Annotated in this window: 24 protein-coding genes and 1 tRNA gene; 12 read left to right on the top strand and 13 right to left on the bottom strand. The window is 57.5% G+C overall.

The features are described from left to right. Positions 1-2 precede the first annotated feature (2 nt). On the bottom strand, positions 3-2,807 hold the full coding sequence (locus tag ACR0CZ_RS09275; protein WP_170465475.1) for a helicase-related protein: 2,805 nt from the start codon (positions 2,805-2,807) through the stop codon (positions 3-5). Between the two features lie 23 nt (positions 2,808-2,830). Next, positions 2,831-3,439: a tetratricopeptide repeat protein gene (locus ACR0CZ_RS09270; RefSeq protein WP_170465477.1), complete on the bottom strand. Its 609-nt coding sequence runs from the start codon at positions 3,437-3,439 to the stop codon at positions 2,831-2,833. Between the two features lie 30 nt (positions 3,440-3,469). On the opposite strand from ACR0CZ_RS09270, the gene ACR0CZ_RS09265 reads away from it, so the two are divergent. The 3 genes from ACR0CZ_RS09265 to ACR0CZ_RS09255 all read left to right on the top strand — a co-directional run bounded on the left by ACR0CZ_RS09265 (position 3,470) and on the right by ACR0CZ_RS09255 (position 6,631). Next, positions 3,470-3,760: an SCP2 sterol-binding domain-containing protein gene (locus tag ACR0CZ_RS09265; protein ID WP_170393409.1), complete on the top strand. Its 291-nt coding sequence runs from the start codon at positions 3,470-3,472 to the stop codon at positions 3,758-3,760. Beyond that, positions 3,760-4,731 carry an alpha/beta hydrolase gene (locus ACR0CZ_RS09260; protein WP_170393411.1) on the top strand — a complete coding sequence of 324 codons (972 nt, stop codon included), beginning with the start codon at positions 3,760-3,762 and terminating at the stop codon, positions 4,729-4,731. The genes ACR0CZ_RS09265 and ACR0CZ_RS09260 overlap by 1 nt, the downstream gene beginning before the upstream one ends. Before the next feature lie 79 nt (positions 4,732-4,810). Next, positions 4,811-6,631 (top strand): M3 family oligoendopeptidase, encoded by a 1,821-nt coding sequence (locus ACR0CZ_RS09255; RefSeq protein WP_170393413.1) that lies wholly within the window; start codon positions 4,811-4,813, stop codon positions 6,629-6,631. Positions 6,632-6,658: 27 nt separating this feature from the next. Here the strand turns inward: ACR0CZ_RS09255 and ACR0CZ_RS09250 are convergent, their stop codons facing one another. Genes ACR0CZ_RS09250 through ACR0CZ_RS09240 form a run of 3 tightly spaced genes read right to left on the bottom strand, consistent with a single transcriptional unit; the run spans position 6,659 to position 8,868 of the window. Further along, positions 6,659-7,552 carry a DMT family transporter gene (locus ACR0CZ_RS09250; RefSeq protein WP_170393415.1) on the bottom strand — a complete coding sequence of 298 codons (894 nt, stop codon included), beginning with the start codon at positions 7,550-7,552 and terminating at the stop codon, positions 6,659-6,661. A 15-nt stretch (positions 7,553-7,567) separates the two neighbouring features. Beyond that, positions 7,568-7,837, bottom strand: coding sequence for a DksA/TraR family C4-type zinc finger protein (locus ACR0CZ_RS09245; RefSeq protein ID WP_170393417.1), 270 nt, complete (start codon positions 7,835-7,837; stop codon positions 7,568-7,570). 56 nt (positions 7,838-7,893) lie between these two features. Next, on the bottom strand, positions 7,894-8,868 hold the full coding sequence (locus ACR0CZ_RS09240) for a Gfo/Idh/MocA family protein (RefSeq protein ID WP_170393419.1): 975 nt from the start codon (positions 8,866-8,868) through the stop codon (positions 7,894-7,896). A gap of 339 nt (positions 8,869-9,207) precedes the next feature. Between ACR0CZ_RS09240 and ACR0CZ_RS09235 the strand changes: the two genes are divergently transcribed. Further along, positions 9,208-10,275 carry a fasciclin domain-containing protein gene (locus ACR0CZ_RS09235; protein WP_170393421.1) on the top strand — a complete coding sequence of 356 codons (1,068 nt, stop codon included), beginning with the start codon at positions 9,208-9,210 and terminating at the stop codon, positions 10,273-10,275. A 47-nt stretch (positions 10,276-10,322) separates the two neighbouring features. Here the strand turns inward: ACR0CZ_RS09235 and rpoH are convergent, their stop codons facing one another. Both rpoH and ACR0CZ_RS09225 read right to left on the bottom strand, forming a co-directional pair. After that, positions 10,323-11,219 carry an RNA polymerase sigma factor RpoH gene (rpoH, locus tag ACR0CZ_RS09230; RefSeq protein WP_480536961.1) on the bottom strand — a complete coding sequence of 299 codons (897 nt, stop codon included), beginning with the start codon at positions 11,217-11,219 and terminating at the stop codon, positions 10,323-10,325. 147 nt (positions 11,220-11,366) lie between these two features. Then, positions 11,367-12,401 carry an RluA family pseudouridine synthase gene (locus ACR0CZ_RS09225; RefSeq protein WP_170393425.1) on the bottom strand — a complete coding sequence of 345 codons (1,035 nt, stop codon included), beginning with the start codon at positions 12,399-12,401 and terminating at the stop codon, positions 11,367-11,369. On the opposite strand from ACR0CZ_RS09225, the gene ACR0CZ_RS09220 reads away from it, so the two are divergent. Then, on the top strand, positions 12,400-12,702 hold the full coding sequence (locus ACR0CZ_RS09220; RefSeq protein WP_170393427.1) for a DUF6476 family protein: 303 nt from the start codon (positions 12,400-12,402) through the stop codon (positions 12,700-12,702). The two genes, ACR0CZ_RS09225 and ACR0CZ_RS09220, sit on opposite strands and share 2 nt — an antisense overlap. A gap of 1 nt (position 12,703) precedes the next feature. Here ACR0CZ_RS09220 and ACR0CZ_RS09215 read toward each other — a convergent pair whose 3' ends face one another. From ACR0CZ_RS09215 to ACR0CZ_RS09195, 5 genes are all read right to left on the bottom strand, one after another. After that, positions 12,704-14,704, bottom strand: a complete 2,001-nt coding sequence (locus tag ACR0CZ_RS09215; RefSeq protein WP_170393429.1) for a hypothetical protein — start codon at positions 14,702-14,704, stop codon at positions 12,704-12,706. Positions 14,705-14,859: 155 nt separating this feature from the next. Next, a complete protein-coding gene (gene nagA / locus ACR0CZ_RS09210) occupies positions 14,860-15,993 on the bottom strand; it encodes an N-acetylglucosamine-6-phosphate deacetylase (RefSeq protein WP_170393430.1) in 1,134 nt (377 codons plus the stop codon). Next, complete coding sequence (locus ACR0CZ_RS09205; protein WP_170393432.1) at positions 15,990-17,018, bottom strand: SIS domain-containing protein; 1,029 nt, start codon at positions 17,016-17,018, stop codon at positions 15,990-15,992. Before ACR0CZ_RS09205 ends, nagA begins: the two co-directional genes overlap by 4 nt. 12 nt (positions 17,019-17,030) lie before the next feature. Next, positions 17,031-17,786 (bottom strand): GntR family transcriptional regulator, encoded by a 756-nt coding sequence (locus ACR0CZ_RS09200; RefSeq protein WP_170393434.1) that lies wholly within the window; start codon positions 17,784-17,786, stop codon positions 17,031-17,033. Next, entirely contained in the window at positions 17,773-18,660 is an 888-nt protein-coding gene (locus ACR0CZ_RS09195; protein ID WP_170393436.1) for a BadF/BadG/BcrA/BcrD ATPase family protein, read from the bottom strand. Before ACR0CZ_RS09195 ends, ACR0CZ_RS09200 begins: the two co-directional genes overlap by 14 nt. Positions 18,661-18,819: 159 nt before the next feature. Here ACR0CZ_RS09195 and ACR0CZ_RS09190 point away from each other — a divergent pair, with 159 nt between their 5' ends. The 6 genes from ACR0CZ_RS09190 (at position 18,820) to ACR0CZ_RS09165 (ending at position 24,844) form a co-directional block, all read left to right on the top strand. Further along, complete coding sequence (locus ACR0CZ_RS09190; RefSeq protein WP_170393438.1) at positions 18,820-19,743, top strand: N-acetylmuramic acid 6-phosphate etherase; 924 nt, start codon at positions 18,820-18,822, stop codon at positions 19,741-19,743. After that, complete coding sequence (locus tag ACR0CZ_RS09185) at positions 19,740-20,990, top strand: ABC transporter substrate-binding protein (protein ID WP_170393441.1); 1,251 nt, start codon at positions 19,740-19,742, stop codon at positions 20,988-20,990. The genes ACR0CZ_RS09190 and ACR0CZ_RS09185 overlap by 4 nt, the downstream gene beginning before the upstream one ends. Before the next feature lie 66 nt (positions 20,991-21,056). Continuing rightward, positions 21,057-21,971 (top strand): carbohydrate ABC transporter permease, encoded by a 915-nt coding sequence (locus tag ACR0CZ_RS09180; protein ID WP_170393443.1) that lies wholly within the window; start codon positions 21,057-21,059, stop codon positions 21,969-21,971. 10 nt (positions 21,972-21,981) lie between these two features. Continuing rightward, a complete protein-coding gene (locus ACR0CZ_RS09175) occupies positions 21,982-22,821 on the top strand; it encodes a carbohydrate ABC transporter permease (RefSeq protein WP_170393445.1) in 840 nt (279 codons plus the stop codon). Continuing rightward, complete coding sequence (locus ACR0CZ_RS09170) at positions 22,818-23,852, top strand: Gfo/Idh/MocA family protein (RefSeq protein WP_170393447.1); 1,035 nt, start codon at positions 22,818-22,820, stop codon at positions 23,850-23,852. Before ACR0CZ_RS09175 ends, ACR0CZ_RS09170 begins: the two co-directional genes overlap by 4 nt. Further along, complete coding sequence (locus ACR0CZ_RS09165) at positions 23,849-24,844, top strand: ABC transporter ATP-binding protein (protein ID WP_170393449.1); 996 nt, start codon at positions 23,849-23,851, stop codon at positions 24,842-24,844. The genes ACR0CZ_RS09170 and ACR0CZ_RS09165 overlap by 4 nt, the downstream gene beginning before the upstream one ends. A 27-nt stretch (positions 24,845-24,871) precedes the next feature. On the opposite strand, the gene ACR0CZ_RS09160 is transcribed toward ACR0CZ_RS09165, so the two are convergent. Next, a tRNA-Leu gene (locus ACR0CZ_RS09160) sits at positions 24,872-24,958 on the bottom strand. 129 nt (positions 24,959-25,087) lie between these two features. Between ACR0CZ_RS09160 and ACR0CZ_RS09155 the strand changes: the two genes are divergently transcribed. Then, positions 25,088-25,747: a DsbA family oxidoreductase gene (locus tag ACR0CZ_RS09155; RefSeq protein WP_170393451.1), complete on the top strand. Its 660-nt coding sequence runs from the start codon at positions 25,088-25,090 to the stop codon at positions 25,745-25,747. Positions 25,748-25,763 lie beyond the last annotated feature (16 nt).

The following is a 25,763-nucleotide window of genomic DNA, read 5'->3' as shown; positions in this document are numbered from 1 at the left end:
GATCAGTTGCCGTCCTTCAGACCCATCAACGCTGCCGCAAATGGGTTATCGGGATCGATTGCCTTTTCCTTTTTGGGTGGCCGTGACGAGAAGGTCTTGGCGCCCTGAGGCTTGCCCCCCTTCTTGCCATGCGGCTTGCCCTGAGGTTTACCACGCGGCTTGCCCTTGCCCTGCCCCTGCTCGCGACGCGGACCACGGTTTTGCTGACGTTGGCGGCCCCAAGTGAAGGTGTAGAACACCTCAATTTCGGGCTCATCCGATTTGGACTCTGCTGATTTCTCAGTGGCCGGAGCCTCGGCTGCCGCCTCGGTGCTTTCGGTGGCCTCGGCTGTTATACCGACGTCATCCGCTTCGGCATTTGCGGTCGGCGTCTCATCGACGACGGGTTGTTCCTCAGCTTCCGCCACAGGCTGCTCCGTGGGGACCGGTTTGGCCTTCTCACGTTCGCCGCGTTCGGCCTTGTAACCCAGTCCCTGCATCAGGTCTGCAAACTGTTCCAAGGTCATGCCGGTAATTGACAACATGTCGGGTTTGGCTTCGAACCCACCGCGGCTATCCTCGGACCGCAGCATGTCGGCCAACCGTTCCAGCATATCGATCCGGATCGAGCGTTCGCCCGCATCGCGGTAGCCGCACATGGTGTCATAGCCCTGCGGCGCGTCCTTGGCGACCGGAACGGTAACCAGACCCGGAGGTGGTGCTTCGGGGAACTCCTGCAAGCCACCGGACAATGCCCAAAGTACCAGACGCAGGCGCGTTGGCGCGGGTTTCAGCAGCAGCGGCATGAAGATGGTGAATTGACCGAACCGGATGCCATGTTTACGCAGTGCACCACGGGCATCCTGATCCAGATCCTTGACCTCTTGCGCGACCTGCGCGCGCGGCAGAACGCCCAGCGCCTCGACCATGCGGAAGGCAAAACCTTTGGCCAGACCGCTCAGCTCCTCATCCCGCGACAGGTTCAGCAGCGGCTCGAACAGGGCTGCCACTTTGCGGTCGATGAAATGCTGCAGGCGGCGCTGAACCTTCTGTTCCACGTCCGGCCCGGCGGCCTCATCGACAAAAACCTCGACCACAGGCTTGAGAGGCTCGGCACCGGCAACAAGTTTGCCCACGGCATACTCGCCCCACATCAGGCCACCCTGATCGGTGAAATCAATTTCGGTATCGGGCGCATTGTAGAAGCGATCTGCACGCAGATGGAATTGCGGCGCGAGTGCTTGCAGAGAGGCTGACTTCAAGGCTTTCGCTTCAGTCCCCTGCGCGCTTTTGTCCGGGGTAAACCGGAACCCTTCCAGACGACCGACGAATTCGCCTTCGACGGTCACTTCACCCTTATCATTTACTTCGGCCAAAAGGGCCTCCTTCTGTTTGAGCCGGCGCAGCAACACTGACGTGCGCCGGTCCACAAATCGCTGAGTCAAACGGTCGTGAAGAGCGTCCGACAGCCTGTCTTCTACAGTGCGCGTTTCCTCGCGCCAATGGGATTCGTCACGCACCCAACCGTTTCGTTGCGCAACATATGTCCAAGTGCGAATATATGCCAACCTTTTGGACAATGCATCAATGTCGCCATGGGTTTGGTCGATACGGCGGATTTGCCGCGCCATGAAATCATCGGGGATACTTCCGCGCTCATGCAGATGGCCATAGATCACCTCAAGCAGGCTGGCATGTTCGGCATGGCTGATGCCACGAAAATCGGGGATTCTGCACACATCCCATAGCAAACGGATCGACGGTCCATCGCTGGCACGGGCAACGACTTCGGTGACTTGGGACAGAGATTTCAGGACGTTCAGATCGTCAGCTGGCCGCGCTTTGATCAGGTGCTCATTGTCTGGGCTGACCTCAAGCGAGTCGATTAGTGCGTCGATTGAGCCGAACCGCAAAGCGGCATTCCGCCAATTCAACTTTTTCATAGGCGTGAACCGGCTGTCCATAATGGCTTGGGCTACGCCCTCATCCAGCGGCGGAGCCTCGCCCGTCACACCAAACGTGCCATCCGACATTCCGCGCCCGGCCCGTCCTGCGATCTGGGCCAACTCGTTGGGGGCCAGAGGCCGCATTCGGCGGCCATCAAATTTGGTCAGAGATGAGAACGCCACATGGTTCACATCCAGGTTCAACCCCATTCCGATGGCATCCGTAGCCACCAGATAATCAACCTCACCGTTTTGATAGAGGTCAACCTGCGCATTCCGCGTGCGAGGGCTAAGCGCCCCCATGACGACCGCCGCCCCGCCCTTTTGGCGACGAAGCAGCTCGGCGATGGCATAGACATTGTCGACCGAGAATCCGACGATCGCACTGCGCGCAGGCATTCGGCTGATCTTTTTCGAACCGGAATAGACCAGCTGAGACATCCGTTCACGCCGGATGAACTGCGCTTCGGGCACAAGGGCCGCGATGGGGCCGCGCATGGTGTCAGAGCCGAGGAATAGCGTTTCATTGGTGCCGCGCGACCGCAACAGGCGGTCAGTAAAGACATGGCCGCGTTCGGGGTCCACGCAAAGCTGAATTTCGTCAATCGCCACAAAATCAGTGCCCATGCCTTCTGGCATCGCCTCAACTGTACAGACCCAGTATTGGGTGCGCGGCGGTACGATCCGTTCCTCGCCTGTCACCAGCGCCACCACAGACGGACCGCGAATAGCGACAATCTTGTCATAGACTTCGCGCGCGAGCAGCCGCAGCGGCAGACCGATGACACCGGTCCGGTACCCCAGCATACGTTCAATCGCGTAGTGAGTTTTACCTGTGTTCGTCGGGCCAAGTACGGCCACGATTCGGGATGACCCGCTCACCTTTGCCCCCTGCGCCCTAAGACTTACAGCGCCTTGCCTTCAACCTGAGGCTTCAGCCGATTCACGGCATTGGTTACTTCTTCATGATGGGGATGTATAGCCAGCGCACGTGAATAAGCCTCAAGTGCTTGTTCTGGCTTGCCCACGATCTCAAAGATGAGGCCAAGGCCGTAGATAGCGTCGTAGTTGTTCGGATTCAGCGTCAATGCCTGTTCAAGATCCGCCGCAGCCATGCCAAACCTGTCAATGCCGAAGAAAACCGAAGCGCGCACATGCCAACCCTCGGCAAATTCGGGTGCGTGATCGGTAAGCGCCGTCAAATGATCAAGCGCTGCCTCGACATCCCCGTCATCCAGCGCATCGCGTCCGCGTTCCAACAGCAAATCCGCTGAAGCCGAACCTGATTGTGACCACAGCGCCTGCAACTGCCGATCCAATCCGATGGCCTGTTCGGGCGTCGATTGCGCCAGTTGCTGCAACAATGATGCCTCGTCCCGCGAATCCGCCTGCTGCGCGATGCATCTGGTGGAAAACGTGACTATGACGGCAAGTGCCGCGACGGTACGTTTGAGATTGGTGATTGCAATACCCATAACAATGGTCAGTGTAGCGTAGCGACCGGGGATGTCCATTCACGGCGCATGAACAATATGAGGAAGACCATGAGCGATATTCTGGAAAAAGCCGCGGCGGCATTGAATGAGAAACTGTCGGGCGGCGATTTCGATGCGTCAGCCAAATTTGCCATTGCCGATCTGGGTTCTATCATTCTGGATGCAAGCGGTGCGCGGGTAAGCGACGAAGATGCTGATGTGACCCTCAGCGCCGATGCGGACACCTTTGAACAGATCCTCAGCGGCGACCTGAACCCAACCGGCGCGTTTATGTCCGGCAAGCTGAGCGTTGACGGAGACATGGGTATCGCCATGAAACTCGCCTCGGTGCTGGCCTGATGGAGTTTTCGCCGGCCCCCTTATTCGAAGACGTGGCCGGCGGCCCTGCCGATGGTGCGGCGCATTGGCTGATCACCGAAGATGGCAAACGTATCCGCGTGGCACATTGGCTGCCCGACGGCGATGCGCGCGGCACGGTGATGCTGTTCCCCGGTCGCACGGAATACATCGAAAAATATGGTGATACCGCCAAGGAATTTGTGAACCGGGGCTTTGCAAGCCTCGCGGTCGATTGGCGCGGGCAAGGGCTTGCAGATCGCCTGCTGGATGATCCGCGGATCGGTCATGTCGAACAATTTACCGATTACCAGCACGACGTTCGCTCAATACTGAAACTGGCCGAAAAACTGGAGTTGCCCAAGCCTTGGTACGTCATAGGCCATTCCATGGGCGGGGCTATCGGGCTTCGCGCCGTTCTGGAGGGGGCTGATTTTGCGGCCTGCGCCTTTACGGGCCCGATGTGGGGGATTTTCTTTACACCAATCATGAAGCCGCTCAGCCAGCTAACTGCCTATTGGGGGCCACGCTTGGGCTTGGGCGAGAAAACACCGCCCACCACCACGCTGGAGAGCTATGTGGCCTCACAGCCCTTCGAAGGAAACGTGCTGACACGCGATCCGGCGATGTACCGAATGATGCAGGATCAGTTGGCCGCACACCCTGAACTTGCGTTGGGCGCACCGTCTACCATCTGGCTGCGCGAGGCGCTGGATGAATGCACCTGGCTGATGGAACAGACCGCGCCCGAGATCCCTGCCCTGACCTTCTTGGGCAGCCACGAACAGATCGTGGACCGCAAGGCCATTCGGGCACGTATGGCCAACTGGCCTAGCGGTACTCTGATCGAGATCCCCGACGGCGAACACGAAGTTCTGATGGAGGCACCCGAGGTGCGCGGGCCGGTCTTTGATCAACTTGCTGCACATTTCGCGGCAGCCGCGGCGAAACCAAAACCCGAGCCCTGTCATTAAGGTTTGACCAGACAGCTTGCTTGTGATCCGGACGTGCCGCGCCTAAATGTTTGCCAACGCAGTTTATTCGAGGTGTTCCATGCGCGACCTTCCCTTTCCCGTCCGTGATGCAAATGCAGGCGGCGGTGCCGATGATCTGGGCAATTTGCCGGAATGGGATCTGACGGACCTCTATGCCTCGGAAGATGCACCCGAACTGGCCCGCGATCTGGACTGGTTGGAGGGCGAATGTGCGTCCTTTGCCGCAGATTATGAGGGTAAGCTGGCCGAATTGGACGCAGCTGGACTACTGACCTGCGTGCTGCGCAACGAAAAGATCAACGCCATCGCCGGGCGGATCATGTCCTTTGCCGGATTGCGCTATTACCAACTGACCACCGACGCGGATCGCGCCAAGTTCCTGTCTGACATGCAGGAGAAGATCACCGTCTTCACCACGCCTCTGGTGTTCTTCACGCTGGAACTGAATCGCATCGACGATGACGCGCTGGCTGCTCATTTTGTCGCCAATGCCGATCTGGCGCGATACGAGCCCGTGTTCCGCCGTATCCGCGCGATGAAGCCTTATCAACTATCCGACGAGCTTGAGAAATTTCTGCACGATCTCGGCGTGGTCGGCGATGCATGGGAGCGCCTGTTCGACGAGACAATTGCGGGCCTGACCTTTACCGTTGATGGCGAAGAGTTGAATATCGAAGGTACGCTGAACCATTTGACCGAGCAGGATCGTGCCAAACGTGAAGCTGCCGCGCGCGAACTGGCCAGCGTTTTCCAAAGCAATATCAAAACCTTCGCGCGCGTGCACAATACGCAGGCCAAGGAAAAAGAAATCGTTGACCGCTGGCGCAACATGCCAACTGCTCAGACTGGTCGCCACCTGTCGAACGATGTCGAGCCCGAAGTGGTCGAAGCCCTGCGCGAGGCCGTTGTGGCCGCCTACCCCAAGCTGAGCCATCGTTACTACGAACTGAAACGCAAATGGCTTGGTCTGGACGTGATGCAAGTGTGGGACCGTAATGCTCCGTTGCCGATGGAGGACACCCGCATCGTCGATTGGTCCGAGGCCGAGAAGACGGTGATGGACGCCTATAACGCGTTTGATCCTCGGATGGGTGAGATCGCAGCTCCCTTCTTCTCGAAGGGTTGGATCGATGCGGCCGTGAAGCCCGGCAAAGCGCCTGGCGCCTTTGCGCATCCCACCGTGACCGAAGTTCATCCCTACGTGATGCTCAACTATCTGGGCAAACCGCGCGATGTGATGACCTTGGCGCATGAATTGGGCCACGGGGTGCATCAGGTATTGGCCGCCAATCAGGGCGAGATGCTTTCATCGACCCCACTGACCTTGGCCGAAACTGCTTCGGTCTTTGGTGAAATGCTGACCTTCCGCAAAATGCTGGATCAGGCCGAGACAGCGGAACAGCGCAAGGTGCTTCTGGCCGGTAAGGTCGAGGACATGATCAACACAGTCGTCCGCCAGATCGCCTTCTACGACTTCGAATGCAAACTGCACGCCGCCCGTCGTGAGGGCGAGCTGACACCAGACGACATCAACGCCCTTTGGATGAGCGTTCAGGCTGAAAGCCTTGGCCCCGCATTCGAATTCATGGACGGGTACGAGACCTTCTGGGCCTATATCCCGCACTTCGTCCACTCGCCGTTCTACGTCTATGCCTATGCCTTCGGTGATGGCCTCGTGAACGCGCTCTATTCGGTCTACGAAAGCGGTGCAGACGGGTTCGAGGACAAGTATTTCGAAATGCTGCGTGCCGGTGGCTCCAAGCACCATAAAGAGCTTCTGGCTCCGTTCGGACTGGACGCCAGCGACCCTGAGTTCTGGGACAAAGGCCTGTCGATGATCTCGGGATTTATTGACGAACTGGAAGCGATGGAAAGCTAAAGTTGAAAGGCAGCCTGTATGGCTGCCTCATTTCTCTTTGGCTGATTTCATCGTCGTCACGAAAATGGCCGTGACAATCAATACCGCGCCAACAATCGAAAGCGGTGTGATCGTTGCGCCCAGAAACAGTGCCGAGTTGACAAAGGTAAACACAACCGAGGCGGCGAATAGCAACGTCGCCGTCAAAGTCGACACGCGGGCGGCGGCCTCGTACCAAAGATAATAGGCAAGCGCGGTCGGCAAAACGCCCAGAAGGATCAAGAAGATCACGTCGTTAGCGGTCGGCATCTGAATAGAAAAAGCCGCCAGTGGCACCAGCAAAACGCCCGAACACAAAAAGATGCCAAACAGGAAGTTCAACCTTTCGGCAGTGGTCTCCGATGACTGCATCGCGCGGCTGCTGGAAATCAGGAACACCGCCCAGCTAAGTCCCGCCCCGATTTCCATCAGATCGCCCAGCAGGGGTTCTCCCCCGCCTTGAAAATCCCGATAGACGGTTAGAAACACACCGAGGATCGCCAGCAGGGTTGCCAATACATCAGTCCGGCCAACGGTGGTATCCGCGAAGAAATACAGAAATATCAACACGAAGAACGGCGCGGTATTCTCAAGCACCATCGCATTAGCAGCACCTGTATGTTCCAAACCTATGTGGAACAGGATATAGTTCACCACCGTCGACAACACCGCCAGCCGGAAGTTCCAATCCCTGTACTGGATTGAAACCCGTGCGCCCATCACCCGCAACATGCAGTAAATCGCAAAAGCAGCAATGAACAGGCGAGACACGGCAATCTGTAACCCGCCGAGATCACTAGTCAAATATCGCACGATAACGCTGTGCGTGCCCCATAGAAACGCGGCTAGGAACCCAAGAACCAACCCGTTTTGCAGTACTGATCTCTGCGGCTGATCCTTCACCGGGTGCTCCTCGCGTTATTTCAACTGACTGTCTTTCGAACCCCGCCGATTGATCCCGCCGCGGGACTTGAAGCTGCTGTCACGCTCTTGCTGGCAATCCAGGCACAGCTTTACGCCGGGCAGAGCAAGGCGGCGTTTTTCGGGGATCGGTTCTTCGCATTCGGCACAATGGGTCAGGCTTTCGCCCACAGGTCGCTTTTGCGCCTGCATCCGCGCCAGTTCATCTGAAATCGACGCTTCGATCTGTTCACTCACCGCGCCATCGCGCGCCCAGCCGCCCGCCATTTAGCCCTCCTGATCCGGTCGGGACAGGATACGCGAGACACCACAGGCGTGGCAAGCTAGAGCGAAACGGCGGCGTCAAAGACCTGATCGATAACCTCTTGTGTGCCCCTCACGAATTCCAACGAACAGGGATATTCAACCCCTTCGCGAACCGATCGGCAGAACGCTTCGACCTGCAATTGATAGTGGTTGTCCGCTGGAAACCGGGGCACCAGAACTTCAAGGCCCGGTCGGTGCAGTTCAACCCGCGCCTCGCCGAACACGCGCGCATTGAACGGAGCGGTTAGACGGATCATGCCACCTTCTCCGTGAAACACCATTTCCTGATGTGGATGCATGCGTGTCGAGACATAGGCGGAATAGGTAAATTCGGGAAACTGCGCGCGTATCTCGGTGAATACATCCACGTCATTTTCCCACCGGATCGCACCGCTGACCGAGACCGGCTCTTGCCCAGTCGCAAACCGAGCGCTGCCGATAACATACACCCCGATGTCACGCAGCCCGCCCCCACCGGTTTCCGCACGGTTGCGGATGTTGCCCGTGTCCGCCCGGTTGTCATAGCTGAACGCCCCGGTGACATGGACCAGCCGGCCGATCGCTCCGTCCGCGATCAGTTTATGGGTCAGATGCCACTGAGGGTGATGCACGATCATATATGCTTCGGCAGCCAGTAAACCCGTCTGGTCCCTCTTTGCGATCAGCGCGTCAAATTCATCAGCCCGCATGGTCATCGGCTTTTCGCACAGCACATGCTTGCCCGCATCCAGCGCCTTCAGGCTCCATTCGACATGAAGATGGTTGGGCAGCGGGATGTACACCGCCTCAATCTCAGGATCGGCTAGCAATGCCTCATAGCTGTTGTAGACATTCAGATCAGGGCAATATCTGGCAAAGGGCTCGGCCTTAGCCGGATCCGAGGTCGCCAACCCCGCCAGCCGCGCGCCCTCTGCCGCATGGATGGCGGGCGCCATGTGTTGTCGTGCGAATCTGGCTGCACCCAGAACACCCCAATTGACCGGTTTATGCATGCGCGCCCCCTAAAAATTGATGTAACCCGCCCAGGGCGAGTTCTATGTAATTCAGTTCCTGATCTGTCTATCAACCACCTGCCAATAAGTCAGTCCTTTCTCTATCTATTTGAATATCATACGCCTCGGCAAATTTTTTGATGAGATTAAAAAACCCCGATAACCTTATACTTTATATCGATAATCAAAAACCGATCGGCGCCAATCCTGCCCTCGCAAATCAGTTTTGTTGATCCAGTCTGATGCTGCCGCCGTAGCTCAAACATCGACTGAATCATGCTCGGATCGAGCTCTGGCAATATCCGAAGCAACGGCAAACAGGGTGGGAGGCTTACTGAAATGCCAGCAACACATACGATTACAGGAACAGTACTGAAAAGCGGTGATCCCGGAACGTTTGACAGCGACAATCAGGATTTCGACATTCTCCGCGAAGCGGTTATTGCAGCCGGGCTGGCGGAAACGCTGGACAATCCTGAGGCAGAACTGACTGTCTTTGCCCCAAATGACGCTGCCTTTATTACTCTGGCACAAACACTTGGGTATCAAGGGGATGACGAGGCCGGGGCTTTGGGCCACATCATCAAGGCGCTCACCCTGCTTGGCGGCGGAGACCCTATCCCTTTGCTAACCAACATTTTGAAGTATCACGTGGTCGATGGTGAGTTCGACAGCACCACAGTGGTCGGTCTAGGCGACGGGGCTGAAATCCAAACTCTGCTTGGGTCGTCAGTCGAACTGAACCTTGAAAGCGATCCCCCCAGTTTGGGCGATGCCGATCCGGGCATCGACGATCCCGGCTTGATCGCGTTCGACGTGGATGCGTCAAACGGTATCATTCACGTACTTGACGGCGTACTTCTACCCGTCTCGGTGTCGGGCATTCTGGGCAAAAAGAACACGGACTTTATCCTGGGTGACAGCAGCGATGAATTCATCTTTACCGGACGCGGCAAAGACTTTGTTCACGGTGATGGTGGCAATGACGTGATCAACACCGGCTCGGGCAATGATGTGGCGCTTGGCGGTGCCGGGAACGACATAATCTTCGGGGGGCGCGGAAAGGATATTCTGCGTGGCGATGAAGGCCATGACAAAATCTTCGGAGGCCGAGGGAAAGACATCATCGACGGTGGCGAAGGCAATGACAAACTCTTTGGTGGGCGCGGTAAGGATACGTTTGTATTCGATGAAGGCGACGGTCACGACTGGATTGTCGATTTCCGCGTCGGCAAGGACAAGATCGACCTGTCCGAATACGATGGCATCACCAGCTTTGAGGACATCGAAGACGATATCGACGGAAAGTTCTTCGGGACCAAGATCGAGTTGGACGACGGAGACAGCATCTATCTATCAGGCGTCTGGGCAAGCCACCTGTCCGAGTCCGATTTCATTTTCGCATAACAAAAAAAATCAGCCCGCTCATATGGCGGGCTGATATCAGTTTGGGGTTAGTTTGAAGCCAGCATACCTTTTTCGCGCGCAAGCTCTCGCATCTTCTTTTGCAGCTTCTCAAACGCGCGCACTTCGATCTGACGAATACGTTCACGGCTGACATTGTACTGCGTGCTCAGCTCTTCCAGCGTAACAGCCTGGTCCATCAGACGGCGCTGAGTCAGGATGTCTTTCTCGCGATCGTTCAGAACATCCAGCGCAGCAGCGAGCAATTCGCGCCGGGCTTCCAATTCATCGCGCGCCTCGTAGTCACCAGCCTGATCGGCATCTTCATCTTCCAGCCAATCCTGCCACTGCATGGTGCCTTCGCCTTCGGACCCCACGGTCGCGTTCAGCGACGCATCGCCACCGGACATCCGACGGTTCATGCTGATCACTTCTTCCTCGGTCACTCCGAGGTCTTCTGCAATCTTGGCCACGTTTTCAGGACGCAAATCACCCTCTTCCAGCGCGCCAATGCGTGCCTTTGCTTTACGCAGGTTGAAGAACAGCTTTTTCTGCGCCGATGTTGTACCCAGTTTCACCATCGACCACGACCGAAGGACGTATTCCTGGATCGAAGCGCGGATCCACCACATGGCATAGGTCGCCAGCCGGAAGCCTTTTTCGGGGTCAAATTTCTTGACCGCCTGCATCAAGCCCACATTGGCTTCGGAAATCACCTCTGCCTGCGGCAGGCCATAACCGCGATATCCCATGGCGATCTTGGCCGCCAGACGCAGGTGTGACGTGACCATTTTATGCGCGGCCTCGGTATCCTGTTCCTCGACCCAGCGCTTGGCCAGCATATATTCTTCCTCCGGCTCCAGCAGAGGAAACTTGCGAATCTCCTGCATATAGCGGTTCAGCCCACCCTCGGGTGTCGGCGCTGGAAGATTTGAGTAATTTGCCATTTATTTCTGCCCCTTGGACAAATGTTTAAGCCCTTAACATGGGATATGGGTACCAGACCCAATACATTCAAGAGGATCTGTTAACAGTCTGAGATTAACCCTATGTAAAGGAAAGCTGAAAAGGCCTTTTTCACAAGCCTTTGCAGTTTATTTCAGTGGTTTTCTGAGATTTTCCAGCAGGTCCGCCATATCCTGCGGCAGCGGGGCTTCAAAACGTAATGCCTGGCCCGAAACCGGGTGTTCGAAGCCTAACACTGCTGCGTGCAGAGCTTGGCGGGGGAAAGCCTGCACCACCTCGGCGGCCTCGGGCGTGAATGACCGCGCAGCCAGTTTGCGCTTTCCGCCGTAAACCGGGTCTCCGACAAGCCCGTGGCCGGCATGGGCCATATGGACACGGATTTGATGCGTTCGGCCCGTCTCAAGCCAGCATTCGATCAGAGAGAGGCTGCCCGGCGTTCCAAAAACCTCGACAATCCGTGCGCGCGTTACCGCATGGCGCCCACCGTGAAACAACACAGCCTGCTTTTGTCGATCGGTCTTGTGCCGTGCCAGCTGTGTCGTCAGACGCATGATGTTGCCCGGCTCAAAGCTGACACCCTTGATCCCGCGCAGACGTGGATCATTGGCATCAGGCACGCCATAGCAAATCGCGCGATAATAACGCTCGACACTATGCGCCTCGAACTGAGCGGCCAGCCCGTGATGCGCCGCATCTGACTTGGCCACCACCAGCAATCCGCTGGTCTCCTTATCGATCCGGTGCACGATGCCCGGACGCTTGACGCCGCCCACGCCTGAAAGATCATCACCACAGTGATGCAGCAACGCATTGACCAGCGTCCCGTTCGGCGAGCCCGGTGCCGGATGCACCACCATTCCCGCAGGTTTATTGATCACGATCAGATCGTCATCCTCATAGACGACCTCCAGCGGGATATCTTCGGGACCGATGTGGCTGTCCTCAGCCTCGGCCACGGTGATCCCGATCTGCGCACCTTCGGCAATCTTGGCTTTGGGGTCTTCGACTACCGCACCATCGACAGTCACGGCCCCTTCATTGATCAGTCGGGCCAGCCGGGTGCGCGACAGGTTCACTTCCGCTGGCACATCCCGCGCAAGCGCCTTATCAAGGCGGGGCGGCGGAGCGGCCGCGATATGAAACTCTATCAGGCGGGTGCCCATGACTGTCCCTTCCGAACCTCAGGAACCGCAGGAAACACCGCAGCTTCGACTGCTGCGGCGGATGGTCATGCTGTTGACCGCGGTAATGATTGGCGGGGTTCTAGTGACATTCGCCTTGATTGTCATCCGCCTATCGGACCGAACTCCGACTCTGCCGGATCAGATAGACCTGCCGGATGGTGCAAAGGCCCAGGCCGTGACTATAGGCAACAACTGGTATGCGATCGTGACCGACGATAATCGCATTCTGATCTTCGACAAGACGACCGGAAAACTGCGCCAAGAGGTTACGCTGAACTAGTTTACGCCTGACCCGAAAGTCGATTCAGTTGATTGGTAAACCGCTTGTGGGGCGGATAGAGATCGCGCGCTTTCTCAAGATAGGGACGTGCCTTGTTCTTGTTCCCGCGCCGCATGTGTATCTGGCCCGCCATGCCCTGAATAACGACGGTCACGTCATCAAGATCGGCAGCTTTCAGAATAAGCTTCTCGCCCTGCCCGATCTTGCCCGTCCGCTCTAGCAAGCGCCCCATGGCAAACAGAAGAAACGGGCTTTCCGGGTCACAAGCTAGCGCCTCTGACATCGTTCGATGCGCAGCTACGGTATCGCCTTCTGCTTCGTAAAGTTCGGACAGCCGCTTTTGGTACAAGGCACTTTCCGGCACACCAGCTACGATCTGGCGGGTTTTATCAATGGCTTGGGCCCCGGACAATTCCCCCAGATGTCTCTGTAGTATCACCCTGGCGCCCAAGAATCGCGGGTCGTCTGCTGGTACGTCGTGAACCTCATCGAGTGAGGTAGAAAGCGCTTCCAATCTTTGTTGGTGATCAAAGATACGACTTGCGCGTTGATCCAGCGCCAACTCGGCCCAATCCAAGAGTATGAAATCGAAGTTGCAAGGACGCCTGACAACAACATTGCGCTGAACCAGATACAGGTTATTGAACGGTGGAAATCGGCGTTGCCGAACGACCTTCTGCAACGACCAATCCACAGGCGGCATTAGCCTAAGCGCAAGTTGGGCGCGGTAGAGCATTCTGGACCCCAGCACCACAACATCCGGCCGTAAGGGTTTGGACCAGAACGCTTTAGCAAAGTGCAGCGTCGCCGCAACACGCTTGCCTTGCATGCCGAGAACAGCGCCACGCAAGGCGCACAAAACAGAATAGTCTTCGGGCCAGAGATGCGGGTTCTGCAATCCCTCTTTGGCAAGTGCCTCGCTTTCCTGCCACTTCGACAGGTAAAAACAGTTCAGGGATTGCAGAAGTGGCATAAAGGCGTTGTCGGCCCCGGCGTCCAGAATAGGTTTCGCATTATCATACGCCTCTTCGCAGCGATCCTGCGCTGACAGATATTGCACCGCCTTTGAATAGATATGCGCCGCCTCTGAGGGATTTGGAAAGACCGATGGCCCCTTCGCAACCCGTTCGATGAACCGCGCATTGGCCGCTTGCATCTCATCCTTGGACAATACATCGCGGAACACTTTACGCTGCTGCCCCGAAATCCGGGCTGAAGCCATTGAAAAGCCAGATATGTGTGGCGCGATCACCTGATCCGCCCGTGACATCGCAAAAAGCTCCAGAAAGTCCCGCTGCGCCCGGGTCAGAGCCGACAGATCAGCGATATCCGACATCTGCATGAGCTCCGGAAACCGTTGCTTGAAACGGTCTATCACCTCTGGCTGATCCGAAAACATGATCGCCGTCTGGCCCTTGGATTTCTCCAGATGGGCCTCGTAAAACTCGTCAGGTTCGATCTTGGCGGGCCAGATCGAATGCTTCCATGGTAATCCGTTCAGGATTTCTCCGCGCCGAATGTGGTAAGCCGAACCCCCCTGCCCCGAGAGCTTCTGATCCGCGCGATCCATGATCTGACGAACCTCATCCACAAATCCTACGCTATGTATGAAATCGCGATAGCGGGGACGGATGGTTTCGATCTCTTCCCACAGGAAGGCCAATATCTCGCTCGCTTCTTCGACCAGAACCGAACGGCCAGACGCCAAATGGTCGATCAGCCGCTCGGGCGATGGATCGTTCTGGAAGGCCCAAATTGGCAGAGCGGTCGCGCTTATCGCGTCGAACTCTGCCTGATCAAGGAAATGCGCATCCATCCAGTCTTTGGTGAATAACTCCTCGGGATGATCCAACTCCGGCGCATCGGCGCCTTGCGGGAACCAATTCACCCGGTAGTCTGTCCCAAAGTCTTCGGCCAGACGGATACAGGTCAGGATCATCAGCAGGCGCGCGCCCAAACAATCCGTACGCTGACCAATGAAAACGCCACGCGTTTGGATCATTGCGCGATCCGGGTGGTCGATGCCCTGCCAACTATTCCAATTATCTGATACATACAGACATTCCCAAACCACGTTCGCCTAAGGTCTTACACAACCGCTACAGTTGAGGCGAGATGTGAAAAACGCGGTGTTTCGCAATTTGTTGCAACACAAGGTTAAGCAACCGCCGGACGGGCCTGCGACAAATCCGGAGAAATGCGAATGGCCTGCGAGATCAAGTTCAGGCGCGCGATTGAGCGCTGGGAAATGATATCCGCCGGAATGCGTGTGGCCGCTGCCAAGGCGTCCGTCAGTGAAACGCCGACATCCGTTGTCAACACGCGCAGCGCGGTGGTCAGGTTCAGATCGGCCCCGGCCAGGGTTCCATCCGGTAAGGTCAGCCTGCTGTTTTCACGTTGGATGACACGCCCTTCCAACTTGAATTCCTGCAGATCCGTTCCAGCAACGGCCATCGCGTCGCTCACCAGAAACAGATGCCCCGGCCCCTGTTTAGCTGCAAAGGCGGCGCGCATCGTCTGCGGGTGAACATGGATTGCATCCGCTATCAACCCGGCAGACATCGCACCGCTGGACAAGACTGCGCCAACCAGCCCCGGTTCGCGGTTGCCCAACTGACTCATCGCGTTAAACAAATGGGTGGCGCAGTGCGCGCCCGCCTGTGCGTAAGCCACGCAGGTCTGAAACTCGGCATCACTGTGCCCCAACGACACGATGACCCCCGCCTTGCTGAGCGTTTCGACCTGAGCAATCGTGACACTTTCAGGCGCAAGCGTAACCATCAATGCAGGCAACGCCCCTGCCGCTTCTATCAGCTGTGCAAGATCAGCGTCCTGCATCCGGCGGATCAGCCCGCCGTCATGCGCGCCCTTGCGTCGCACCGAGAGATGCGGCCCCTCAAGATGCAAGCCGACAATCCCCTGAACTCCGCGCTGAATGGCCTGAGAAGCAGCAGAAATGGCAGCCGTTGTCTTTTCGGGCGTGTCCGTGATCAGCGTCGGAAGGATCGACGTCGCGCCAAGCTTGCGATGAGCCGCCGCAATACGCTGTAATGTCTCGACCGATGGATCGTCGTTGAACATAACGCCTCCGCCGCCATTCACCTGCAAATCTACATAGCCGGGGCTTAAAATATCGCCCGACAGATCCTGAACCATCTCATCCGAAGGCAACTCGGCTTCGGGCAAAATACTGTCGAGCAGCCCGCCGACGAAACGGGCGGCGTGGCCGTCCTTCAGGGTTTTACCATCAAAGATAGGCCCGCCCGCGAAGGTGATCGTCGCATCGGTCATACCGTCTCCGTCACTTTCCGCAGGTGACGCGGTGCATCGGGATTGATGCCCCGGCGCGTGGCCACAGTTTCGACCATACCGTAGAACGAAGCGATTGAGGCTACCGGATCTGTCATCCAGTGCGTGGTGCGGACATGTGGTAGCCTCACGGCATCAGACACCTGATTGGTCGTTGCGAAGACTTTTGCGCCCTTGGCTGCGAGCGCATCGGCGATTTCGGCGATGTTGGCCTCAGCCGCGTCTCCGGACGAGAACGCAATCACCGGAAAGCCCTGATCCACGATCGAAACCGGGCCATGCAGAACTTCGGCCGAGGAATAGCTTTCCGCATGAATCTGGCAGGTTTCCTTGAATTTCAGCGCCGCCTCATTCGAAATTGCCCAGGACATCCCACGTCCCAAAGTGAACAGGGATTGGCCATCGACTGCCTCGACCACCGCGCTCCAATCGCAGGTGATCGCCCGCGATAAATCTTCCGGCAATTTGTGAATTGCAGCCAGCAAGGTATCGTCGCCCTTGACCTCGGCCAGCAACCAAAGCCCGGCGACCAGAGAGGTGACGAAAGTCTTGGTGGCAGCCACGCTAAGCTCGGGGCCTGCAAGGATGGGCAGAGCCGAGGTGGCGTTCTGGGCCAGTGCAGACGTGGTATCGTTCGTGATCGCCACCGAATACGCGCCGCCTTCTGTCAGGGACTTCGTCAGCTGTACGATATCGGGGCTTTGACCCGATTGGGATACCGAAATACACAGCGCCCCGGGGCATCGCATATCGACCCCGTAGATCGATTTCACGCTCGGCCCAACCGAGGCCATGGGCAGGCCCAGCAGCAGTTCCGAAGCGTATTTCAGATAGCTGCAGGCATGGTCCGACGAACCTCGCGCAACCGAAATCAGGAAGCCGGGATCGTGCGCGCGGATCGCGCTTGCGGTCTTTGTAATCGCCGTGGTCCCATCAGTGAGAAGCCGATCAACGGCAAAAGGTATCTCATTGATTTCCTGCCGCATTTGAGTTGTATCGCTGGACATGAGCCCCGCCTTTCAGGTTGACAGACGCAGCTCTGCTACGAAATCGTAGGCATCGCCGTGATAGATGGATCGGGTCAGTTCAGCAACGCGCCCGCTTTCTAGATACGAGGTCCGCTGAATGCGCAGCCCCGCCGTACCTTCAGCAACGTCCAGCAATCCAGCCTCGGTTGCTTCGAGATTGATGGCCGAGATTTTCTGGATCGCACGCACCGGGCGATTGCCCGAGTGTTCGAGAAAGGCGTAGAGCGATCCGGTAACCTCAGTCGGGTTAGGTAATATATCCAGCGGCAACGCCGCGCGTTCCAGCGCCATCGGTCGCCCGCCAGCCGCGCGCAGACGATGAATGCGGGCGACCTGATCACTCGCCGATAGGCCCAGCGCCAGCATTTCATCAGGTGACGGCAGGAATATTCCGCGCTCCAACCAGGTTGATGTCGTTTCAAAACCGCGCCTCTCCATGTCTTCGGTAAACGAGGTCAGGTGCGACAGCGACTGCTCAACCCGTGCAACCGCTTGACGCACGAATGACCCCGAGCCTTGCCGCTGTTCAATCGCGCCTTTGCGCACAAGTTCCTGAATCGCCTTGCGGACCGTCACCCGCGACAGGTCCGTCAGTTCGGCAATCTCGCGCTCGGGCGGAAGCGAACTGTTCGGGGCCAGAATACCCTCTTCGATCCCCTGCTCCAGCCGCTGCCGCAACTGCACGTAACGCGGACCGGCAGTCTGACCCAGCCAACCCTCGGGCCGCAGGAAGTCAGCAACGCTCATGTCGGGTCTCCTTTTGAAAGGCGTGGGCCAACGCGATGGCACCGGATAACGGATCACCTAGTGGGGCGGTCAATTCCAGTTGCATTGGCGCAGGCAGAAATTCCGCATATTGCGGGCCGATGCCGCCGGTCAGGCAGATCGAAAGGCCGGGCAACCAGCCCATCGCCAACATCTGATCCGCCAAATACTGCGCACTATCCTCCATGATCGACAGCGCAAGCGCATCCCCTTGCTTTGCGTGTTGCGTGACAACAGGCGCCAGCGCTCCGAACTCGGTAGGCGACATCTTGGAGGCGGCCCTGACAATCCCAGCAGCGCCATCAAAACGCGACAACAGGCTGTCCGCCAATTCAGACGCAGGCTTCAGAGCGTCCACACAGTCAAGCGTACGGGCCAAAGCCTGCCGCCCAACCCATTGCGCCGAGGCCTGATCTCCGAGAACAGGTCCCCAGCCCCCGGCAAATGACCTGCGATCCCCATTCTGGACCGCCAGAAAAGAACCCGTTCCGCAATGCGCTACGAAACCGTCTTTCGAACCCAACGCACCACGTAATGCGGCGGGCCTGTCATCTTCAATCAGAACATGGTCAAATGGCAGCTTTTCTGCCAGCCGATCAGCCAGCGCGCGCCCCGTGATACCGGCCAGCCCCAAGTAGGCTGGCGCACGAGCGATTTGAGTTGCCTCTAGTCCGGCACGTCGGGCCAAAGCAGCAATTCCTTGCATCAACTCAGCGCAGGCTGCGTCAAAATCGGTTGATACATTTGCCGCACCAACCTCGACACACTGAACCGCAGAGCCGTCTGAAACAGCAAGACGGCAGCGTGTTCCACCGCCATCAGCGGCCAGCACAATGGTATCAGAAGGACGACTCATGGAGATACCTTTATAATACCTATTTCTAATTTTGAAGACCAAATTACGCTATAACGCAGTAATATTCATCTAAATCTTGAAAATAGTGGGCGTAAAAATAAAATGGTAGACTAATGGTATCTAAAAGGTATGATATTCAAAATCTCGGGGGAGAATCACGTGACCAAGCCAGTTACCGAACAGCTACATCAAGACGCGATCGGACTTGACGCCCGACCGCTGACTGAAGTGGCCGAGCTGCTGGCCCGCTCGCAAGCCGACGCTGCCGCTGCCCCGCTTTCCTCGCTGCCCACCCTCTGCGCAGGCGCAAAAGCTATGGCGCAATCCATCCGATCGGGCGGGGTTTTGCGCTATTTGGCGGCAGGCTCTTCCGGCTTGATGGCCGCCTCGGATGCGCTGGAACTCGGGGGAACTTTTTCGATACCAGCCCGCCAGATTCGCATCCACATGGCAGGTGGATTGCCCTCAGGAGTTGAGATGCCGGGAGATGTCGAAGATGCCACCGACAGCCTTGCCCGAGACCTGGCCGATCTTTCTGCCAAAGACACCTTGATCACCGTCTCGGCCAGCGGAACCACACCGTACACAACCGCAGCAGCGCGGATCGCGCGGGACAGAGGCGCCACAGTTATCGGCATTGCCAATAACGGGGGCACCGAACTGTTGCAGCTTTCTGACCATCCAATCCTGCTTTCGACACCACCTGAACTGATCTCGGGCTCTACCCGCATGGGTGCTGGTACAGCGCAGAAAATCGCACTGAACATGCTTTCGACGCTGATGGCGATGGAGCTGGGGCATATTCAGGACGGCATGATGATCAATTTGCGCGCTGACAATGACAAGCTACGCGCCCGAGCCAACGGGATCGTCTGTCAGTTGACCGGCGTTTCCTCGGCGCAGGCTACAAAGGCGTTGACTGCGGCAGAGGGCAACCTCAAATGCGCGGCCCTTTTGGCTGTAGGCGCAGGGTCCCTGGACGCGGCGCAAGCAATGCTAAACAACACCGACGATCACCTCCGCCCTGCGCTGGAGCGGATGAAACAAAACCAAGAAACCATCAACCTGGGAGATATCAAATGACACGCAAAGTTCTTAGCCTTGCCTTGATGAGCACGGCGCTGGTCACAAGCGCCTATGCGCAAGAGGCCACTTTGACCATCGAAAGTTGGCGAAACGACGATCTGGCGTTGTGGCAGGAAAAGATCATTCCAGCGTTCGAGGCCGAGAATCCCGGCATCAAAGTGATCTTCTCGCCCTCAGCACCGGCAGAATACAACGCTGTCTTGAACTCGAAGCTCGAGGCCGGTTCGGCTGGCGATCTGATTACCTGCCGTCCGTTTGATGCCTCGCTTGCGCTATACGAGTCGGGGCACCTGACCGATCTGTCTGATCTTGAGGCCATGGGAAATTTCTCGGACGTGGCCAAATCTGCGTGGCAAACCGATGACGGTTCGGCCAGTTTCTGCGTCCCGATGGCGTCAGTGATTCACGGCTTCATCTACAACAAGGATGCGTTCAATGAGTTGGGCATCGAAGTTCCAACTACCGAAGCTGAGTTCTTTGCCGCCCTCGATAAGATCAAGGAAGACGGTACCTATATCCCGATGGCGATGGGCACCAATGACCAGTGGGAAGCCGCAACGATGGGCTATAACAATATCGGCCCGAACTACTGGAAAGGTGAAGAAGGCCGTCAGGCGCTGATCAAGGGCGAGCAGAAGCTGACCGACCCCCAGTGGGTCGCCCCGTATGCGACACTGGCCAAGTGGGCCGACTATCTCGGCGACGGGTATGAAGCGCAAACCTATCCCGACAGCCAGAACCTGTTCACGCTGGGTCGTGCAGCGGTCTATCCAGCAGGCAGCTGGGAAATCTCGGGCTTCAACACGCAGGCCGATTTCGAAATGGGCGCCTTTAAGCCACCGGTCCAGAACGCGGGCGACACCTGCTATATTTCGGACCACACCGATATCGGCATCGGCATGAACGCGGCGAGCGAGAACCAGGAAGCTGCGCGCACCTTCCTGGCTTGGGTCGCAAGCCCGGAGTTCGCCAGCATCTTCGGTAACGCCCTACCCGGCTTCTTCCCGCTGTCCAGCACTCCGGTCGAGTTGGAAGACCCACTGGCCAAGGAAATCGTCGGTTGGCGGGATGAGTGCGAAAGCACAATCCGCTCGACCTACCAAATCCTGTCGCGCGGCACACCGAACCTAGAAAACGAGACTTGGGGTGCATCCGTTGCAGCCATCAAGGGTGCCGAGACACCCGAAGCGCTGGGTCAGCAACTGCAAGACGGTCTGGCCAGCTGGTACGCACCGCATCAGTAACAACTAGGCCACTCACACCGGACGCGGCTACCGCGTCGCGTCCGGACCTTTCCCCCGGAGATTCCCATGCAGACCCGCCGCATACGCTGGCACATTGCCGTTTTCCTCGCCCCTGCGGTGCTGGTCTACACGGCAGTGATGATCTTCCCCTTGTTCAACACACTGCGCCTCGCACTGTTCTCCGAGGTTGATCAGACACGTATCTACGTGGGCTTGCAGAATTTCCGCACCCTGTTCTTCGATCCGATCTGGTCCGAGCAGTTCTGGAACGCTTTGGGCAACAACTTCTGGTTCTTCCTGATCCACATGCTGGTTCAGAACCCCATCGGCATCGCTTTGGCCGCGCTTCTGTCGCATCCACGCTTGCGGTTTGCCGCGCTCTATCGGTCCGCGATCTTCATTCCGACCATTCTGAGCTTTGTGATCGTCGGTTTCGCGTGGAAGCTGATATTGTCCCCGCTTTGGGGCATCGCACCTTCAATGCTGGACGCCATTGGTCTGAAGTCGCTGTTTGCACCATGGCTGGGCAAGGAAGAATACGCGCTGACGACACTGGCACTTGTCTCGGTCTGGCAATTCGTCGGCATCCCGATGATGTTGATCTACGCCGCCCTGCTGTCGATCCCCGAAGAGATCCTTGAAGCTGGAGAAATAGACGGCATCACTGGCGCTTCGGCGTTCTGGAAGATCAAGCTGCCGTTGATCATTCCCTCGATTGGCATCATCTCGATCCTGACATTCGTCGGCAATTTCAACGCGTTCGACCTGATCTACGTCTCGCAAGGTGCGCTGGCAGGGCCGGATTTCTCAACCGATATCCTAGGCACCTTCATGTACCGCACCTTCTTTGGCTTCCAACTGCAACTGGGCGACCCGCATATGGGCTCCGCCATCGCTGGCGCCATGTTCGCGATCATCCTTGTGGGTGTCTGCATCTACCTCTTCGGCATCCAGACCCGGATGCGCCGGTATCAGCTGTGAGGGTGAACGCATGAACAAAGCACGCCATAACCCGCTGAACACGGCCGCCATGCACGGGGCGCTGATCCTCTACACGTTGATTGCCCTCTTCCCGGTCTTCGTGATCATCATCAACAGCTTCAAAACCCGACGCTCGATTTTCCGCGAGCCACTCGCCCTGCCCGATGCCGAAAGCTTCTCGCTGATCGGTTACCAGACGGTGATGAAACAAGGGGATTTCTTCCTTTATTTCCAGAACTCGCTGATCGTGACCGTGGTGTCGCTGGCCTTCGTTCTGCTATTTGGCGCCATGGCTGCCTTTGCCCTGAGCGAGTACAAGTTCAAAGGCAACACCCTGATGGGCCTCTATCTGGCCCTTGGGATCATGATCCCGATCCGCATCGGCACTGTTGCGATACTTGAGATGATGGTTGCCACCGGGTTGGTGAACACCCTCTGGGCGCTGATCCTTGTCTATACTGCACAAGGGCTGCCGCTAGCCGTGTTCATACTGTCCGAATTCATGCGACAGGTCTCAGACGACCTGAAGAACGCAGGCCGCGTCGATGGGCTGTCCGAATACACCATCTTCTTCCGGTTGGTTCTGCCGCTGGTCCGCCCCGCCATGGCAACGGTCGCCGTTTTCAACATGATCCCCATCTGGAACGACCTCTGGTTCCCGCTGATCCTCGCGCCCGCTGAGGAGACTAAAACCCTGACACTGGGCAGCCAGGTCTTCATCGGCCAGTTCGTCACTGACTGGAACGCGGTTCTGTCGGCACTCAGCATGGCAATCCTGCCGGTACTAGTGCTCTACGTCATCTTCTCGCGCCAGCTGATCCGCGGCATTACTTCAGGAGCAGTCAAATGACCAAAGTTCTGATCGCTGGCCTCGGCAATATGGGGCTGAGCCACGCTTTGGCCCACCATCATCACCCGGACGCGCAGATTGTTGGGTTGGTGAACCGATCCGGTCGCGTGGATCATCCAGATCTGTCGATCTATCCGGCCTATTCGGATTTTCACACCGCTCTGGCAGAGACCAAGCCCGATCTGGTGGTCGTGGCGACCTACTCCGACAGCCACGCCGATTTCGCCTGCGCGGCGATGGAGGCCGGGGCGCATGTATTTGTCGAAAAGCCGCTAGCGACCACTGTGGCAGATGCCAAGCGCGTTGTCGAAAAGGCCATTGAAACCGACCGCAAACTGGTGATCGGTTACATCCTGCGCCACCATCCTTCGTGGATGCGCCTGATCGCCGAGGCGCGCGACCTTGGCGGGCCTTACGTCTTCCGACTGAATCTCAACCAACAAAGCAGCGGGGCCGAGTGGGAAACACACAAAGCTCTGATGCAGACCACCTCGCCCATCGTCGATTGCGGTGTGCATTATGTCGACGTGATGTGTCAGATCACTGACTCCGACCCCGTGCGAGTCCACGGCATGGGCCTGCGCCTAAGCGATGAGATCGCCGAAGACATGTACAACTACGGCCAGTTTCAGGTGGTCTTCGAGGACGGCTCGGTCGGCTGGTATGAGGCTGGTTGGGGCCCGATGATGTCCGAAACTGCGTTCTTCGTGAAAGACATCGTGTCGCCCAACGGCTCGGTCTCGATCACCGATGGAAACAAGGGCGCATCCGCCGATATCGACGGACACACCAAGGTCGGCGGCCTTCTGGTTCACCGCCCTGAAGGCGATCAGACAATCGACATGCCCGATGAACCCGGCCATCAGGAACTCTGTGACGCCGAGCAAGCCTATATGTTGCGTGCGATCACTGAAGACATCGACCTGACCCGCCATATGAACGACGCCGTGCAATCGCTGGCCATCTGTCTAGCTGCCGATGAAAGCATCCGCACTGGCCAACCCATTTCGCTGAAAGAGGCACGCACATGACCGCCCTGACGCTGACAAACGTGAACAAGTCCTTCGGAACAGTCGAAGTCCTTAAGGATATCAACATCGAAGTGGAAGATGGCGAGTTCGTCGTTTTCGTCGGCCCCTCGGGTTGCGGCAAGTCCACCCTGCTACGCGTGATCGCGGGGCTGGAGGACGTGACCTCGGGCGAAGTGCGCATTGGCGAAGAGGTGATGAACCTTACGCCCCCCTCGAAACGCGGCATCGCGATGGTGTTCCAAAGCTATGCACTCTATCCCCACCTGAATGTGCGCAAGAACATGTCGCTGGCACTGAAACAGGAAGGCCAGAGCAAGCAGGTCATCGAAGAACGCGTCGCCAAGGCCAGCAAGATGCTGAACCTTGAGCCCTATATCGACCGTTACCCCTCAGAACTGTCAGGCGGCCAGCGCCAACGTGTCGCCATCGGGCGTGCCATCGTGCGTGAACCCAAACTGTTTCTGTTTGACGAACCTTTATCCAATCTGGACGCCGCCCTGCGTATGAATACGCGACTGGAAATCGCCAACCTGCATCAGCAGCTCGATGCATCGATGATCTACGTCACCCACGACCAGACCGAGGCGATGACACTCGCCGACAAGATCGTCGTCCTGCGCGACGGGCGCGTTGAACAGGTTGGCAGCCCGATGGAGCTATATAATAACCCCGCCAACCAGTTCGTCGCGGGTTTCCTTGGCGCTCCGTCGATGAATTTCTTCCCCGCCAGCGTAATCGGCGACAGCGCGGACACAACATTGGGCATCCGCCCAGAGGACTTGTACTTATCCGACGAAGGCCCCCTGACCGCAAACGTGACCCATGTTGAGCATCTGGGTGGAGACACAAACGTGATCGCGATGATGCAAGACCACCAGATAACCGCGCGCCTGTTCGGCCAGCATCAGGTCAACGCTGGTGAATCCGTCCATTTCGGCTACGCCCATGATCGAACCTATCGCTTCAACCAACAGGGCGCCCGTCTCACCTGACAATTTCGGGTAAAGATCTCAGGATGTTGGTGCGGTCGAGAAGACTCGAACTTCCACGGGTGTTACCCCACAGCGACCTCAACGCTGCGCGTCTACCAATTCCGCCACGACCGCACTGCCAATGACTTGGTAGAGGGGCGTATAGACGCTGAGCCGCGCGATGTGAAGAGGCAAAAACACAGCCGATTGAAATCACGTGCTTTAGCCATATCTAACCGCGATACAATGCAATCTGGAGCAGCCATGCCCTCGCCCGATCCCCGCCCTACAGTGCAGATTGATGTCGTCTCGGATGTGGTCTGTCCGTGGTGTATTGTCGGCTTTCGTCAACTCGATGCCGCACTGAAGCAAGAGAATGTGCTGGCCAGATTGCGCTGGCATCCGTTCGAACTGAACCCCAACATGGGGCCAGAGGGACAGAATCTGAGGGAGCATATTGCCGAGAAATATGGCTCGACGCCCGAACAAAGCCAGCAGGCGCGCGAGCGGTTGACTGCGTTGGGCACTGAACTTGGGTTCACCTTCAATTTCACTGATGACAGCAGAATCGTGAACACCTTTGCCGCGCATCAACTGCTTGACTGGGCGGAAACACAGGGGCGTCAGCATCCGCTGAAACTGACCCTGTTCGAAACCTATTTCACCAAGCAACAGGATGTCTCTGACGTCGAAGTGTTGATGGGCGCGGTCGAGACGGCCGGGTTCGACCCGGAGGCGGCGCGAACCGCACTTGAATCAGGTGCGCATGCCCAACCGGTGCGTGAAAAACAAGATTTCTGGACCAGCCGAGGCATCTCGGGCGTGCCTTCGATGGTGTTTGGAGGGAAATATCTGCTGACCGGCGCACAGGGCACGGACACTTATGCGCAAGTCCTGCAACGCTGCCTGGCCGAGGCCGCCTGACCCCTTCCCCCTGCCC

This window comes from Ruegeria sp. H9, assembly GCF_056532915.1.
The sequence above is the reverse complement of the archived record's forward strand: the minus strand, read 5'-3'. Positions and strand labels throughout refer to the sequence as shown.